The organism is Streptomyces sp. NPDC044003, assembly GCF_056435185.1.
In genome coordinates this window covers 742,450-757,079 of record NZ_JBWKFA010000001.1, presented here as the reverse complement: position 1 = coordinate 757,079, position 14,630 = coordinate 742,450, and the positions used below count along the sequence as shown (strand labels likewise).

Sequence of the window (14,630 nt, the reverse complement as noted above, 5' to 3'; positions counted from 1 at the left end):
GTGCGACCAAGTCGTGCGGGTGTCCAGGCACATGGTCCGGCTATGTCATGAACGGGTCAAGGTGGGTAGTTCGGCCATACTGTCCGGCGTCGCGCGTGAGGACCCTCATCGTTGAAGTGCTCTCCCGGCTGATGCCGGGAGATTCCCGCTTACCTCGCGGCAGCGGGCTTGACGCGATGAGCGCGCCTGACGACTGCCCTCCCGGCAGCCGGGACGAGCGCGAGGCCCATCCGGTACAGGTGCAAGACGTTCAGGGCCCCGTTGTGGTCGGCGTTGCCCGACCACCCGCAGTCCGGGTTCTTGCACACGAACACGGCCTGCGACTCCCGGCTGCCGGGCGTCGTGACACCGCACGCCGAACAGCGCTGGGAAGTGCCGGGGGCGGGGACCTTGACCAGGATGCCGCCGTGCCGGGCGGTCTTGTACGCCAGCAGGGTGACCGTTCGACCCCACGCCTCCCCGCTGATGGAGCGGTTCAGACCGGCCTTCTGGGCGACATTCTTCCCCGGTGCTTCGGCGGTTCCCTTGGCGGACTTGACCATGTTCGTGATGGTGAGCGCTTCGACCACGACGGTGCCGTAGGTGCGGGCGATGCGGGTGGTCGTTTTGTGCTGCCAGTCCAGGGCCCGGCGCTTGGCTTTCGCGCGCAGTCCTGCGATTCGGTTGTAGGTGTGGTGCAGCCGGCGGCTGGTGTGCTCGCCGGGCTTGCGGTGCCGCTTGCGCTGTGCGGCGCGCTGCTCCAGGTGCAGGAGTCTGGTCTTCTCCTGGCTGGTCAGCCATTCGCCGTGCTCGTACGTCTCGCCGTCCGAGAGGGCGAGGGGTACGGCGACGCCCACGTCGATGCCGACCTCCGGCCCCTGGTGGGGCTCGGGCTTGACCTCCAGGGCCTGGACGCGGAAGGTGATGTGCCAGCCGAGCGCGTCCTTGACCAGCCGCGCCCCGGTGATCCGGTTCTCCGCATCGGCACGCTTGCCCACGGGCAGGTCCTTGGTCCACCGGAAGCGGACACGGCCCACCTTGGGAATGTTGACCATGCCCCAGTGGCGGTGCACACGGTTGATGTTCAGATCCCGGCCCTGCGGAACGTCCACGGACATAGGGGTGCGCATGCGCCCCTTGAAGTTCGGGGCATCGGTCCGGCCCTCCCAGCAGTTCTTCCACGCCCGGAAGTACGTCTTGAGCACCGCTTGCGCAGCCTGCGCGGGAAGGATGGCGAGAAAGTCGATGTCCTCGCGAGCCTGCCGGATCGCAGCGTCCGCATGCGCGAGAGTCCGCTTCTCCTTCGGCATCATCCGCCACCAGGCGTGCAGCAGGTTCCACAAGGTGCGAGCCGCATGTGCCTGAGCATCGGCCTTCACCACCCCGACAGGCGACAGTGCAAGCCGGGCGCGATGCCCGAACTGCTGCTTGACCAGGGTTTCGTGACTCACAGCCGCGAACTTAGCAGCGGCTTGCGCTAATCGCCGGGATCGTCATCCCGATGCACGCATCTGGCTTCAACCCGTTCGCAACCTGCATGTTTGCTTGATCTTCGTCATTGAATACCGGCGGACTATGCACTACCTGCCCGCGTGAGGAGACGGCACAGCGCCGCCGGGGGAGCGGCGGCGCTGCGCTGTCACCTGGGAACCGGGTCCGCTACGGCAGGTTGTGCACCTTCGGGCCCACCGCGTTCGACCAGGCGTTGCCGGCCGTCGCGTCCCAGTTGGTCGACCAGGTCATGGCGCCGCGCAGCGACGGCCACGTCTGTGCCGGCTTGAAGGTGCCGCAGCCGGTGCCCTTGGTCAGGCAGTCGAGCGCGTTGTTCACGACCTGCGGGTCGACGTAGCCGCTGCCCGCGCCCCGCGTGGAGGCGGGGACGCCCAGACCGACCTGGGACGGGTCGAGGCCGCCCTGGAGCTGGATGCAGGCGAGCGCGGTGAGGAAGTCCACCGAGCCCTGGCTGTAGACCTTGCCGTCGCAGCCGAGCATCGAACCGCTGTTGTAGTACTGGGTGTTGATCACCGTGAGGATGTCCTTCACGGCGAGCGCGGTCTTGAAGTACTCCGAGCTCGTGTTCTGCATGTCGATGGTCTGCGGGGCCATCGTCAGGACCATGGAGGAGCCCGCCTTGGCGGAGAGCTGACGGAGCGCCTTGGTGAGGTACGTGGCGTTGACGCCGTGCTCCAGGTCGATGTCGATCCCGTTGAAGCCGTACTCCTGCATCAGGGCGTACGCGCTGTCGGCGAAGGCGGTGGCGGTGGCGTCACTGTTGATCGTGACGTTGCCCTTCTCGCCGCCGACCGAGAGGATCACGGACTTGCCGGCCGCCTTCTTGGCCGCGACGTCGGCCTTGAAGTCGGCGACCGAGGTGTAGCCGACGGCCGGGTCGAGGTTGAAGGTGATCTGGCCGGGCGTGGCCGTCGAGTCGGCGAACGAGACCGCGATGATGTCGTACGCGGCCTGGACGTCGCGCAGCTTCTGCTTCGCGGCGCCGTTGTCGAAGTTCTGCCAGTAGCCGGTGACGGCGTGCTTGGGCACGGCCGGGCCGGGGCCCGGGTCGGTGGGCTTGGCGGTGCGCGCCGTCACGGCGGCGGACTTCGCGGACTCGCCCGCGGAGTTCGTCGCGGAGACCTGGAACTGGTACGCGGTGTCGGCGGTGAGCCCGGTGACGGTGGTCGACGTGCCGGTGACCGTCTGCGGGTTGGCGCCGTCGCGGTACACCTTGTAGCCCGTGGCGCCGTTGACCGCGCCCCAGCTCAGGGCGACGGAGCTGGTGGTGACCGTGCCGGCGGCGAGACCGGCCGGTGTGGCCGGGACGACCGGGTCGGGGTCCTGGCCGCCGCCCCCGTCGGGACCGAAGACGCTCACGTCGTCGACGAGGTAGGGGGAGGTGCCGTACCAGCCGTGGGTCCAGATCTCGACGGAGGTGGTGCTCGCGCCGGTGGTGAAGGTGGTGGTGAGCTGCTTCCAGGAGGGGCTGTCGGGCGTCCAGGTGGAGACGGTGCCGGTGCCGGTCCCGGTGTTGTTCGCGCCGAGGTAGGCGTAGCCGCCCTGGACCCAGGTGCTCAGGGTGTACGTCGAGTTGGGCTTCACGGTCACGGTCTGCACGCACTGGGCGTAGTCGAGACCGGCCGGGGTGGCCTTGAGCGCGCCGGTCCCGGTGCGGACCGGCGAGGAGACGACGGCGCCGCTCCCGGCGGAGCAGGACCAGTTGGTGAGGCCGTTCTCGAATCCGGCGTTCTTGGCGACGTTGACGTCCGCCGCCTGTGCGGTGCCGGCTCCGCCGACGAGGACGAGCCCGGAGCCGACGGCGAGCGCGAGGGCTCCGGCGATCCGTCGCCGTCCGTGCGGGCGGGTGGTGGTGCGGTCCACGTGCATCCTCCGGTGGGGGAGTTGGGGATGTGGAGGTGCCGTACGTCGTCGTACGGAGGGGAGGTGCGGGGTACGGGGGTACCGGCGGTGGCCACCGCTGTCGCAACAAGTTGGTCCAGACCAATCGCGTTGTCAATACCTCTGGCGGGGAAGGGTGTTCGGCGGGGGGCGCGGAGGTGGCGACCGCGGAGGCCGCAGGGGGATGACGGGAGCCGCGACCGCGGAGGTCGCGAGGAGACGGCGGAGGCCGCAACAAATGCAGGCAGCTTGGCGGATTGTGTGTTCACCACCCCGCGGGACGTGGATAAGGTGCAGAGGCGGCGGCACCCTGCGGTGACGTCGCGAACGCGGTAAGTGATCCGCGGCCCCCGGGGCACCGGAGGCCGGAGGGGACGGGGGGTCCGACGTGCCGACAGCGATCGCCGTCACCGGCGCCGACCTGGTGCTGCCGGCGGCCGACCCCGGGACCCCGCAGGCCGCCGTGCTCCCGCCCCCCGAGACCCGCCCGCTCGACGCCTCCCTCGCGGACATGCAGCAGCTCCTCGCCCGGTACGGACACGTGGTCGTCGTCTGCCCCACGTCCGCGCCGACCGCCGTCGAGCACCGCCTGCACGCCGTCCGCGCCCTCCTGGAGAGCGACCGCATCGCCCTGGTCAGGACCGATCTGCCGCCGCTCGGCGCGGCCGTCCTCGTCCGCCAGCTGCGGCAGCTCGCCGGCTGCGACTTCAGCCCCGGAGTCCTCGCCTCCGCCGCCCGGCTGCTCGCCCACTACATCTACGCCGGCGCCGTCCTCGGCTCCGTCTCCCGGCTCGACCGCGTCCCCGTCAGCCTCGGCTCCCACCTCAAGAGCTGGCTCCCGGGTGCCCACTTCGCCGTCCTCGCCGGACCCACCCCGCAGATCGTGCGACTCGGCGCCGCCGCCGAGGAGCCCCTCGCCGGGCCGGAGTTCGCCACCGAGCTCCTCCTCGCCCGCGGCCAGCTCCAGACGGACTGGCCGACGACCACCCTCGTACCCCGCTGGCGGATCCCCGGCCCCGTGCACGAGGTGGCCCTGCCCGCGTCCTCGCCCGGCTGGTGGGGCACCGGCAAGCTCGTCGAGTTCGCCGCGTACCTGCCGGACCTGCCCGTTCTCCACCAGCTGGTCTCCTCCGTACGGCGCGAGAGATGCCACTGGTGCGGGATGGAACTCATCGGCGACCGCTGCGGCTTCTGCGCCGCGCCGCTGGCCCCGGCCGCGCCGCTCCCACCGCCGGAGCGGGGAGCGCAGACCCTGGGGACGGGGCAGCAACCGGGTGCCTACGCCCTCGGTCCGGGGCAGCAGGCGGGTGCGTATCCCCTCGGTCCCGGTCAGCAGGCTCCACCTCCCGGGCAGCATGCGCTGGGTCCCGGTCAGCAGGCTCCACCTCCCGGGCAGCATGCGCTCGGTCCCGGGCAGCAAGTTCCACCTCCCGGGCAGCAGCCGGGTCCGCACGCGCTCGGGCCGGGGCCGCAGGCCGGGGGGCACGCCCGCGCGCTCGGGCCCGGCGACCGTTCCGCCCGCGCCGCGCTGCCGTGAGCGGCCCGTGAGCCCCGGCCCCCGCCCCAGCCGCCACTCCCGCCCACCCCGCCACCCCCGCCACCTCCCCACGTCTCCGATCGAGGAAGTACGGCCATGAACTCCCGCCAGCGCCGCGGCGTGATCCTGCTGCTGCTCTCCGTCCTGTGCGCCCTCGGCGCGTTCGCAGGTGTCCTCGCCGTCATCAGCGACGTGAACTCGAAGGTCGGCCCGGAGACCACGGCGTACCGGCTCAAGGACGACGTGGCCCCCTACGAGCCCTTGAAGGCGGGCGACTTCGAGAAGATCTCCATGCCGAAGCGCTGGCTCTCCTCGACCGCCGTCACCGATCTCCGACAGATCGAGGGCAGGATCGCCGTCACCCGGCTCAAGGCCGGCTCGCTCCTCCAGACCGACATGATCGTCGAACGGCCCCAGCTCAAGCCGGGGGAGCAGGAGATCGCGATCATGGTGGACGCCGCCACCGGAGTCGCCGGCAAGATCTACACGGGCTCGACGGTCAACATCTACGCCACCTTCGCCGGCAAGAAGAAGGGCGACCCCGACCAGTCCCGGTTGATCGTCGCCGGCGCCCGTGTCCTCGAGGTCGGCCGCCTCACCCCGGCCGCAGAGAGCAACGACCGCTCCAGCCGGGCCACCTCCACGGTCCCGATCACCTTCGCGCTCTCCACCCTCGACACCCAGCGCGTCGCGTACGCCGAGTCCTTCGCCGAGCACGTACACCTCGCCCTCGTCGCACCGTCCACGGCCGGATCCCCGGTCGACAAGGGCGACCGCACCTACACGCTCGACAAGGACAAGTGAGGCCGGATGACCACCAGGATCCTGCCGGCCGTCGGCGACCCCGACGCGGCCCGGTCCGTCAGTACGCTGCTCAGCCAGCTCCCCGACGCCGAACCCGCCCAGCCGGTCACCGACTCCACCCAGCTCGTCGACACCCTCGCGCGGCTCGCCGCCGCCTCCCTCGACGAACTCCCCGAGGTCGTCCTCGTCCACGAGCGGATCGGGCCCGTCCCCGCGCTCGAACTCGTCCGCGAGGTCGCCCTCCGCTTCCCGGCCGTCGGCGTCGTCCTCATCACCGCCGACGCCAGCCCCGTCCTCTTCTCCGCCGCCATGGACTCCGGCGCCCGCGGCCTCGTCACCCTGCCCCTCGGCTACGAGGAACTCGCCAGCCGCGTCCAGGCCGCCGCCCAGTGGTCCCTGGGCGTCCGCCGCCACCTCGGCGGCGGCGCCGAGCGGATCACCGGCCCCGGCGGCACCGTCGTCACCGTCAGCGGCGCCAAGGGCGGTGTCGGCGCCACCGTCACCGCCGTCCACCTCGCCCTCGCCGCCCGCGCCTCCGGGCGCAGCGTCGCCCTCGTCGACATGGACCTCCAGAGCGGCGACATCGCCTCGTACCTGGACGTGCAGTTCCGCCGTTCCGTCGCCGACCTGGCGTCGATCGCCGACATCTCGCCGCGCGTGCTCCAGGACGCCGTGTACGTCCACGAGACGGGCCTCTCGCTGCTCCTCGCCCCGGCGGAGGGGGAGCGTGGCGAGGAGGTCAGCGACCGCGCCGCCCGGCAGGTCGTCAGCGCCCTGCGCGGCCGGCACGAGGTCGTCGTCCTCGACTGCGGCTCCCGGCTCGACAGCGCCAATGCCGCCGCGATCGAGATGGCCGACACCGCGCTCCTCGTCACCACCCCGGACGTGGTGGCGGTCCGCGCCGCCAAGCGGACCGTACGGATGTGGGAACGGCTCCAGGTCCGCAAGGCCGAGGAGACCGTCACCCTCGTCAACCGCCACCACCGCTCCACCGAGATCCAGCCGCCCCTCGTCCAGAAGATCACCGGCACCCGGATCGCGGGCGTCGCCGTCCCGGCCAACTTCAAGGAGCTCGCGGCGGTGGTCGACGCCGGGCGCCTCCACGAACTCGACGCGAAGTCGACGGTCAAGCAGGCGCTGTGGGGCCTGGCGGGGGAACTGGGCCTGGTGCAGGCGCCGGGACAGCCCGGCAAGGAACTCGCACGCGCCGGCGACCGCGGCTCCCTGGGTCTGCGCCGCCGCACCGGAGGCCGCTGACTGATGCGGACGCACCGGGACGAGGACAGGGACAGGGGGCAGGTGGCGGTGGAGTTCCTGGGCATGGTGCCGCTGATCCTGCTGACGCTCGTTCTGCTGTGGCAGGTCGTCCTGGTGGGCTATACGTACACGCTGGCGGGGAACGCGGCGGACGAGGCGGCGCGGGCCGGTGCCGTCGGCGACGACTGTGGAGAGGCGGCGCGGCGGCACCTGGACGGGGCCTGGCTGGACGGCGCCGACGTGAGCTGCCCGTCGGGCGACGGGATGGTGACCGCGGTGGTCACGCTCCAGGTCCCGGTCCTGGTCCCGGGCGTGGGCGGCCTGTTCCGGGTGGAGGGCAAGGCGGGCGCTGTGGACGAGAGGGGCCTCACACCATGAGGAGCGATCCGCGCAACGGGCGCCGCGACCGGGGGCAGGCCGCCATCGAGTACCTCGGCTTCCTCCCCATCCTGCTCCTCGTCGGGCTGGCGGGCCTGCAGCTCGGGGTCGCGGCGTACGCGGCCCAGCAGGCGGGTACGGCTGCGCGGGCGGCCGCGCGGGCGGCCAGTAGCGACGCGGAGGACGCGCCCACCGGTGAGGCGGCCGGCTACGCGGCCGCCGACTGGGCCACCGACGTCAGCGTCCTCCCCAGCGGGGACGAGGTCGTCGCCACCGTCACCGTACGCATCCCCTCGGTCGTCCCCTTCTGGGACTTCGACCCCGTGACGAGAACCGCGACCATGCCGATGCCCGCCGAGGAGGACCGTCCATGAGCCTGCGCGCCCGTATCAACGCCCCCGAGGAGAAGGCCGCGGGCGGAGGCCGGGAGGACGGCCACCTGGTCGCCGCCTTCCGGGCCAAGCTCCTGGAGGAGATCGACCTCACCGAGATGTCCGCGCTCGCGGCGGCCGAGCGGCGGGCCCGCCTGGAGCGCGTCCTCGGCCACATCATCAGCCGCGAGGGTCCGGTCCTCTCCACCGCCGAGCGGGCCCAGCTGATCCGCCGGGTCGTCGACGAGGCCCTCGGGCTCGGCGTACTGGAACCGCTCCTCGAAGACGCCTCCATCACGGAGATCATGGTCAACGGCCCCGACCAGATCTTCATCGAGCGCGGCGGCCGCGTCGAACTGCTCCCGCTCCGCTTCGCCTCCCACGAGCAGCTGATGCAGACCATCGAGCGGATCGTCTCCACCGTCAACCGGCGCGTCGACGAGTCGAACCCGATGGTCGACGCCCGGCTTCCCTCCGGCGAGCGCGTGAACGTCATCATCCCGCCGCTCTCCCTCACGGGAGCGACCCTCACCATCCGTCGCTTCCCCCGGGCGTACACGCTCCACGAGATGATCGGCCTCGGCTCCCTCGACGAGCAGATGCTGCTCCTGCTCTCGGGACTGGTTCAAGCCAAGTTCAACCTGATCGTCTCCGGAGCGACCGGCACCGGGAAGACGACCCTGCTCAACGCCCTGTCCGGACTCGTTCCGGACGGCGAGCGGATCATCACCATCGAGGACTCGGCAGAACTCCAGCTCCAGCAGTCCCACGTGATCCGCCTGGAGGCCCGCCCGCCGAACATCGAGGGCCGCGGGGCCATCTCCATCCGCGACCTCGTCCGCAACTCCCTGCGCATGCGTCCCGACCGCATCATCGTCGGTGAGGTCCGCGGCGGCGAGACCCTCGACATGCTGCAGGCCATGTCCACCGGCCACGACGGCTCGCTCGCCACCGTCCACGCGAACTCGGCCGAGGACGCGCTGATGCGGCTGCAGACCCTCGCGTCGATGTCCGAGGTGAAGGTGCCGTTCGAGGCGCTCCGGGACCAGATCAACAGCGCGGTCGACGTCCTCGTACAGCTCACCCGACATCCGGACGGCACCCGCCGCATCACCGAGATCGCGGTCCTGGCCTCGCACGGCCGGGAGAGGTTCCTGCTCGCCACGGTGTGCCGCTTCCAGGCCCAGCCGGTGGCGGCGGACGGGCGGGTGTACGGGAGGTTCACGTACCACCCCCTGCCCCGGCGCGTCGCCGAACGCCTCTACCTGGCGGGCCAGCCCATCCCACAGGCCTTCGGCGTGGCCGCGACCGATGCCCACCTGGCGACCCGAGAGGCGGAGTGATGACAGAAGCCGGTGCAGCGATGACCGACGACCCGACGTGGCGACCGGGGACCGGAGCGGCGACGGGCGACCCGACGTGGCGGCCGGGCGGTGGCGTGACGGCCGAGGACCCGACGTGGCGACCGGGGGAGCGTCGATGACGACTCACGAGATCACCACCTGGCGACGCGAGGCGCGGCGATGCTGACCGACCCCTTCTGGCTGACGGCCGGTGTGGCGCTGCTCGCGTGCGTACTGGGCGTCGTCGGCGTCCAGTTGTACGCGAGCGGGGCCCGTCGTCACGCGGCCCTCGTGGCCCGCCTGGACGAGAGCGGTGAACCGGAGGCCGTGACCGGCCGCCGCAGACGCCGGTTCCGGGGCGTGGACCGGCGCGTACGGAAGACGGCGCTCGGCCGGAAGCTGGAGCTGCGGATCGCGGCGACCGGCCTCGACATCACGCCGGGCGAGTTCACGATGGCGCTGGCGGCGACCGTGGCGGTGCTGTGGGTGGTGGGGCAGGCGGCGCTGTCGCCGTTCTTCGGCCCGATCTGCGGACTGCTCGGCATCTGGGTGGCGATGGGATTCCTCAACTGGCAGCGCCAGAAGCGGATCGAGAAGTTCATCAACCAACTCCCGGAACTCTCCCGGATCCTGGCCAACGCCACCCAGGCAGGCCTCGCCCTCCGGATGGCCCTGAGCCTGGCGGCCGACGAGCTGGAGGCGCCTGCGGGAGACGAACTGGAGAAGGTGGCGCAGCAGCTGGCGGTCGGCACGTCGCTCGACGACGCGTTGGGGGAACTCGCCGAACGTCTCCCCTCCCGTGAACTCGTCGTGCTGGTCACCACCCTGGTCCTCGCCAACCGGGCCGGCGGCACGGTCGTCTCCTCGCTGCGGAACCTCACGGAGACCCTGGAGGAACGCAAGGAGACCCGGCGCGAGGTCCGCACGCAGCTCTCGCAGGTGAGCATGACGGCGTACTCGGTCCCGGTGATCGGCGTCGGCTCGCTCCTGCTGATCGACAACATGCAGCCGGGCGCGCTGGACCGGATGACGGCCTCGGGCACGGGGCAGTTCGCGGTGGTGGCGGCGTTCGCTCTGTACGTGATCGGTTTCGCCGCCATCCGCCGCTTCTCGAAGATCGACGTGTAGGGACAAGGGACAGCCGAAGTGGACCTCCTCCTAGCCCTCCTGGCCGGCCTGGCAGTCGCGGGCTTCGCCTACGGCCTCCGCCTGTACCGCGCGGACGCGAAGCTCCCGGACGACCTCAAACTGGCCCTGGAGGTCGGTGCGACCCGCACGGGAGCGGTGGACTCGGCGGTGGACCGCGTGGGCATGCGCTGGTCGCCGGCCGTGCTCCGCCTGATGGGCCCGAAACGCGTCAACGCGGTGCGCCGCCGGATCGACCTGGCGGGCAACCCCGGGGGCCTGACGATCGACCGGTACGGGGCGAGGCGGGCGGTCTACGGCTTCCTGGGCGGGCTCGGCGGCCTGGTGATGCTGAGCAAGGGCTCGTACGTGACGGCCCTGCTGCTGCTGGCGTTCGGCGCGTTCTGGACGGAGGTCGGGATCTGGTCGGCGGTCCGCATCCGCAAGGACCAGATCGAACGCACACTGCCGGACTTCCTGGACGTCCTCGCGGTCGTGGTCAGCGCGGGGCTGGGCTTCCGGCAGGCGCTGGAAAGGGTGGCGGAGAAGTACGAGGGCCCGTGGGCCGACGAACTCCGCATCACGCTGCGCCAGATGGACATGGGCGTCAGCCGGCGGCAGGCGTTCGACGAACTGCGGAGGCGCAACGACTCGGAGCAGGTGGCGCAGTTCGTCACGGCGCTGCAGCAGGGGGAGGAGCTGGGGGCCCCGATCGTGGACACCCTGATCCAGATCGCGAACGACATGCGGCGCACGGACGCCCAGAACGCGAGGAGGAAGGCGGCGAAGGCCGTCCCGAAGGCCACGATGGTGATCACGACCCTCATGGTCCCGGCGACGATGATCCTTCTGGGAGCGGGCCTGTTCCTGGGCACGGGAACAGACTTCGGGTCGGTCACGGGCGGCGAGTGAAGCGTGAACGCGCTGACATATTCGAGGCAAACGACTTCGCGGGCGCAACCCGATGTGCCAGAGTGCGGACAGAGTGTGAGGGGGGTGGAGCTGATGGACCGGATCGCCGCGACCGGCTGCCTCGGCCCCACCCGATGAACGGGCCCTGTCCGCCGACCCGCCCGTCGGCGTACGGTACCCAAGCGCAGGCGTCTGAACGCGGAGGGGACCACGATGAACGACGCGATGCTGAGGCTTTTGACCAGGGTGAAGGTAGGAGCGACCGGCCGAGTGCCGCGGGGGGACCGCGGGCAGACGGCGGTGGAGTATCTGGGGATCATTGTGGTGGTGGTGGCGATCGTGGTGGCGATCACCGGCACGGACATCGGGGCTTCGATCATGGATGCGATCACGCAGAAGATCAGCGAGCTCACAGGCAACTAGTGCTGGGTGGCGCGAGCGCCGATGCAGGGCAGGCGTTCCCCGTCTACATCGCGGTCATTGCCGGGCTCCTCTTTCTGGCGTTCGCCTACTTCTTGGTGGGCCAGGCTGCTTTGACGCGCAACAGCGCTCAGACCGCTGCGGATGCAGCAGCTCTCGCGGCGGCGCAAGACGCCCGAGAGCAGCTGCGGGACGGCTGGATCGAAGTGATCCTCGACCCTGGGCAATGGAACAGGTTCCTTCAAGGCGGGGCGGACACCGGCGACTCCCCGTGTCAGCAGGCGGAGGAGTTTGCGGCGCGAAATGAGGCTGTGGTCACAGGCGGCGGATGCGTGTCTCTTGCTACCGAGGAGCTTGGCTTCAGGGTGACCGTACGTACGACGGGTCGAGAGGCGCATCAGGCGACTGCGTCTGCTGAAGCTGTACTCGAACCGCGTTGCACCTTCGAGCCCCCGGAACCCACGCCAGATCCTTCGGAGACCACACCAGATCCGACGCCTACAGGCCCCGATGAGGGTGGCGGAGAGCCTGACGACGAGGAACCCGTGGTTGACCTCGTGTGTGGTGGCGAGTCGTGGGTGATCGATCCTGAAAGCCCGCGCCTCCCCAGTGCCGCAGATCTCTTCAGAGTCCGGCTGTCGGACTGACCCGCGACGAGCAAAGGAAGCACGCTTCATGAACGCGCGCTACGTAAGGAAGACCCGCCTAGGGGTGGTCGCCGTCGCGATCGCGGCTGTGGCACTCTTCGCGGCCGGGTGCGGCGCCGAGGATAAGCCCAGCGGGAACAAGCCGGCCTCAACGAGTGCCGCGCCCCAGCAGGGAGCACCAGCCACCCATGGCTCGCAAGAGGCCGAGGAGCCGACAGAGACACTTGCTGTCCTCAAAGGGCAGAAAGGGTTGGAACTCGCGATCAACTCTGCAGAACGTGATGAGGGCGGCTTTCTCACGATCAAGGGCCAGTTGAAGAACACCTCGGGCTCGCTGGCGGTCCTCCCGGCCAGGATGAGGGGTGACGAGACTGAGGTTGTCAAGCACGGTAAGTCGCTCGGCGGCGCCACCCTCGTCGATTCTGTTGGCAAGAAGAGGTACTACGTCCTGAGGGACACGGACGGGCGGCCGCTGACCACCACGGGGCTCGACGTCCTTGCGCCCGGCAAGTCTACGGACGTCTTCCTGCAATTCCCGGCACCCCCCGCGACCACCACCGAGGTCTCGTTCCAGCTCCCCACCTTCGAACCCGCCACCCTCAAGCTCTCCTGAGGCGACGCCATGACGACGACAAACCGCCGCCTCGCCGCTCTCGTGCTCGTCTGCGTCGCCCTGGGGCCGCTCGCCGGGCCCGTCGCGTACGCCGATGACGGGCCCGGGCCCGCCGGCACGTCCTCGCCCGCTCCCGTCATCGATCCGACCTCGCCCGGCCTGATGCTCCCCGACGGCGCCACCCTCGCCCCCGCCAAGGTCCTCGACATCAAGCAGATCGTCGAGGAGGACGGCGGCCAGCAGCGACGGCAGGACACCAACGTGGACGTGACGTTCGCGCTGCAGGCCGAGGTGCTGTTCCCCAAGAACAGCGCCAAGCTCTCGCCCGACGCCACCTCCCGTATCGCCGCCATCGCCGCCGAGATCAACAAGATGGGTTCCGGCCGCGTCCGGGTCTTCGGGTTCACCGACAACCTCGGCACGTACGAGCACGGGCTCAAGCTCTCCAAGGAGCGGGCCGTCGCCGTGCAGCAGGTGCTCGCGCGGGCCCTCGACCCGGGGACGAGCTTCGACATCCGCGGGTACAGCGAGGACTACCCCATTGCCGACAACCGCACCGAGGAGGGCCGCAAGAAGAACCGGCGCGTCGAGATCTCCTTCCCCCGGACCACGCCCACCACGCCGTGAGCGTCCCGCCATCCGCGTAGCGCTTCCAGTGGCCCGGGGTACGCGGGCCGGGGAGCGTGGGGCCTTCGCCTCGGCAGAGGCCTCGCCGCAGCCCGTCGACGGAGTCGGCGTCGCCGCCCACCTCACCGCCAGTCGGGCGTGATGCGTGTTCGGCTCACCTCTGCGGTGTGCGGGCACGGAGTGCCTCGGCGCACCAGGTGAGCACGGGCGCCAGGCTTTCGGGCGCCGGCCAGCCGTTGATGACCGCCAGCAAGGACAGGTACCGGTCGCGGCGTGGGTCGTTCATATGCGCCAGCCGGGCAGCAAGGCGCTCATGGAGGGCGGGGGTGTCGTGTGGGACCGGGCTGTCGAGGGTGCGGGCGTAGTGGGCCGTGAGTGCGGTGACGATCGGTTCCGCTTCGGCCGAGTCCGGCTCGATACCGGCCTGGAGCGCCGGTGTCACCTGGGCCCGGACGGCTTCGGCGAGGAGCCGGGGCAGGCCCGTGGCATCGCCAGAGGCCCGATCGGCCGCCAGGTCCTGGGCCATGCCATGCATCGTGGAGCGGAAATCCTGGTCCTGGGACAGCTCGGCGAGCTCCACCCACGCCTCGATCTGCTCGGGCTCGGGGTCGTCGGGCAGCTCGGGTGTCAATGAGCGGGTGACGGCAGCGAATACGGGGTGATCGCGCAGTCCGTCGAACACGTCGTCGAGGAAGCCGTCGATCAGACTTTTCCTTTCGGCTTCCGACAGGCACGCCAGTCTGTGCATGAGGTCCATCTCCTGGGGAGTCGAGCCGCGTCGGACCACCGCCGTCAGCACAGCGCGGCGCTGCCGCAGGACGCGGATCTGCACGTCCAGTGCCTCGGCGTGCGTCGCCGCGACGTCCGTCAGCGAGACCTCCTGGTCCATGACCTTGCGGATCGTGGCCAGATCGATCCCCAACTCGCGCAGGGTGCACACGAGTTCGAGGCGCGCGACGGCATCGGCGCCGTACCGGCGGTATCCGGCAGGGGTGCGGTCGGTTGGTGGCACGATCCCGGTGTCCGCGTAGAACCGGATGGCCTTCACTGTCAGACCCGTCCGCCGCGCCAGATCACCGATCGAGTAGAGCGTCTCGCCGTTCATGTGCCCACCTTCGCGTCTCCCCCTACCGGAGACTCAAGCCTCACGACACGGACGACCCTGACTGCACCCCCGGCGGGCCCGTCACGTGCTCAGGGTCGGGTCGACCCGTCATCGGCCCC

General features: G+C 70.6%; 14 protein-coding genes and 1 pseudogene. 12 read left to right on the top strand and 3 right to left on the bottom strand.

Annotated elements, in window-relative coordinates; translation table 11 throughout:
• Positions 1–149: 149 nt before the first annotated feature.
• Both AC07AW_RS03445 and AC07AW_RS03440 read right to left on the bottom strand, forming a co-directional pair.
• Positions 150–1,430, bottom strand: coding sequence for an RNA-guided endonuclease InsQ/TnpB family protein (locus AC07AW_RS03445; RefSeq protein ID WP_478813824.1), 1,281 nt, complete (start codon positions 1,428–1,430; stop codon positions 150–152).
• Positions 1,431–1,638: 208 nt separating this feature from the next.
• A complete protein-coding gene (locus tag AC07AW_RS03440) occupies positions 1,639–3,354 on the bottom strand; it encodes a chitinase (protein ID WP_478813823.1) in 1,716 nt (571 codons plus the stop codon).
• 406 nt (positions 3,355–3,760) lie between these two features.
• Here AC07AW_RS03440 and AC07AW_RS03435 point away from each other — a divergent pair.
• The 12 genes and pseudogenes from AC07AW_RS03435 to AC07AW_RS03380 form a co-directional block, all read left to right on the top strand.
• Positions 3,761–4,633, top strand: a pseudogene (locus AC07AW_RS03435) (hypothetical protein); the annotation flags it as partial.
• Between the two features lie 372 nt (positions 4,634–5,005).
• On the top strand, positions 5,006–5,713 hold the full coding sequence (gene cpaB / locus AC07AW_RS03430; RefSeq protein WP_478813822.1) for a Flp pilus assembly protein CpaB: 708 nt from the start codon (positions 5,006–5,008) through the stop codon (positions 5,711–5,713).
• A gap of 6 nt (positions 5,714–5,719) precedes the next feature.
• Complete coding sequence (locus tag AC07AW_RS03425) at positions 5,720–6,970, top strand: CpaE/TadZ family protein (RefSeq protein ID WP_478813821.1); 1,251 nt, start codon at positions 5,720–5,722, stop codon at positions 6,968–6,970.
• A gap of 3 nt (positions 6,971–6,973) precedes the next feature.
• Complete coding sequence (locus AC07AW_RS03420; RefSeq protein WP_478813820.1) at positions 6,974–7,348, top strand: TadE/TadG family type IV pilus assembly protein; 375 nt, start codon at positions 6,974–6,976, stop codon at positions 7,346–7,348.
• Positions 7,345–7,722, top strand: coding sequence for a TadE/TadG family type IV pilus assembly protein (locus AC07AW_RS03415; RefSeq protein WP_478813819.1), 378 nt, complete (start codon positions 7,345–7,347; stop codon positions 7,720–7,722). The genes AC07AW_RS03420 and AC07AW_RS03415 overlap by 4 nt, the downstream gene beginning before the upstream one ends.
• Positions 7,719–9,062, top strand: a complete 1,344-nt coding sequence (locus AC07AW_RS03410; protein ID WP_392150797.1) for a TadA family conjugal transfer-associated ATPase — start codon at positions 7,719–7,721, stop codon at positions 9,060–9,062. Before AC07AW_RS03415 ends, AC07AW_RS03410 begins: the two co-directional genes overlap by 4 nt.
• 180 nt (positions 9,063–9,242) lie before the next feature.
• The gene (locus AC07AW_RS03405; protein WP_478813818.1) at positions 9,243–10,190 is read left to right on the top strand and encodes a type II secretion system F family protein; all 948 of its coding nucleotides are present in this window, start codon (positions 9,243–9,245) and stop codon (positions 10,188–10,190) included.
• An 18-nt stretch (positions 10,191–10,208) separates the two neighbouring features.
• Entirely contained in the window at positions 10,209–11,099 is an 891-nt protein-coding gene (locus AC07AW_RS03400; RefSeq protein ID WP_478813817.1) for a DUF5936 domain-containing protein, read from the top strand.
• 213 nt (positions 11,100–11,312) lie between these two features.
• Positions 11,313–11,522 (top strand): Flp family type IVb pilin, encoded by a 210-nt coding sequence (locus AC07AW_RS03395; RefSeq protein ID WP_478813816.1) that lies wholly within the window; start codon positions 11,313–11,315, stop codon positions 11,520–11,522.
• Entirely contained in the window at positions 11,522–12,166 is a 645-nt protein-coding gene (locus tag AC07AW_RS03390; RefSeq protein ID WP_478813815.1) for a pilus assembly protein TadG-related protein, read from the top strand. Before AC07AW_RS03395 ends, AC07AW_RS03390 begins: the two co-directional genes overlap by 1 nt.
• 28 nt (positions 12,167–12,194) lie before the next feature.
• Positions 12,195–12,779, top strand: a complete 585-nt coding sequence (locus tag AC07AW_RS03385) for a hypothetical protein (RefSeq protein WP_478813814.1) — start codon at positions 12,195–12,197, stop codon at positions 12,777–12,779.
• 9 nt (positions 12,780–12,788) lie between these two features.
• Complete coding sequence (locus AC07AW_RS03380) at positions 12,789–13,406, top strand: OmpA family protein (RefSeq protein ID WP_478813813.1); 618 nt, start codon at positions 12,789–12,791, stop codon at positions 13,404–13,406.
• A 154-nt stretch (positions 13,407–13,560) separates the two neighbouring features.
• On the opposite strand, the gene AC07AW_RS03375 is transcribed toward AC07AW_RS03380, so the two are convergent.
• On the bottom strand, positions 13,561–14,511 hold the full coding sequence (locus AC07AW_RS03375; RefSeq protein WP_478813812.1) for a MerR family transcriptional regulator: 951 nt from the start codon (positions 14,509–14,511) through the stop codon (positions 13,561–13,563).
• Between the last annotated feature and the right edge of the window lie 119 nt (positions 14,512–14,630).

Coding starts and splice junctions, on each gene's coding strand:
- cpaB (WP_478813822.1), top strand. CDS start 5,006: ATGAACTCCCGCCAGCGCCGCGGCGTGATCCTGCTGCTGCTCTCCGTC.
- AC07AW_RS03425 (WP_478813821.1), top strand. CDS start 5,720: ATGACCACCAGGATCCTGCCGGCCGTCGGCGACCCCGACGCGGCCCGG.
- AC07AW_RS03420 (WP_478813820.1), top strand. CDS start 6,974: ATGCGGACGCACCGGGACGAGGACAGGGACAGGGGGCAGGTGGCGGTG.
- AC07AW_RS03415 (WP_478813819.1), top strand. CDS start 7,345: ATGAGGAGCGATCCGCGCAACGGGCGCCGCGACCGGGGGCAGGCCGCC.
- AC07AW_RS03410 (WP_392150797.1), top strand. CDS start 7,719: ATGAGCCTGCGCGCCCGTATCAACGCCCCCGAGGAGAAGGCCGCGGGC.
- AC07AW_RS03405 (WP_478813818.1), top strand. CDS start 9,243: ATGCTGACCGACCCCTTCTGGCTGACGGCCGGTGTGGCGCTGCTCGCG.
- AC07AW_RS03395 (WP_478813816.1), top strand. CDS start 11,313: ATGAACGACGCGATGCTGAGGCTTTTGACCAGGGTGAAGGTAGGAGCG.
- AC07AW_RS03385 (WP_478813814.1), top strand. CDS start 12,195: ATGAACGCGCGCTACGTAAGGAAGACCCGCCTAGGGGTGGTCGCCGTC.
- AC07AW_RS03380 (WP_478813813.1), top strand. CDS start 12,789: ATGACGACGACAAACCGCCGCCTCGCCGCTCTCGTGCTCGTCTGCGTC.
- AC07AW_RS03375 (WP_478813812.1), bottom strand. CDS start 14,511: ATGAACGGCGAGACGCTCTACTCGATCGGTGATCTGGCGCGGCGGACG.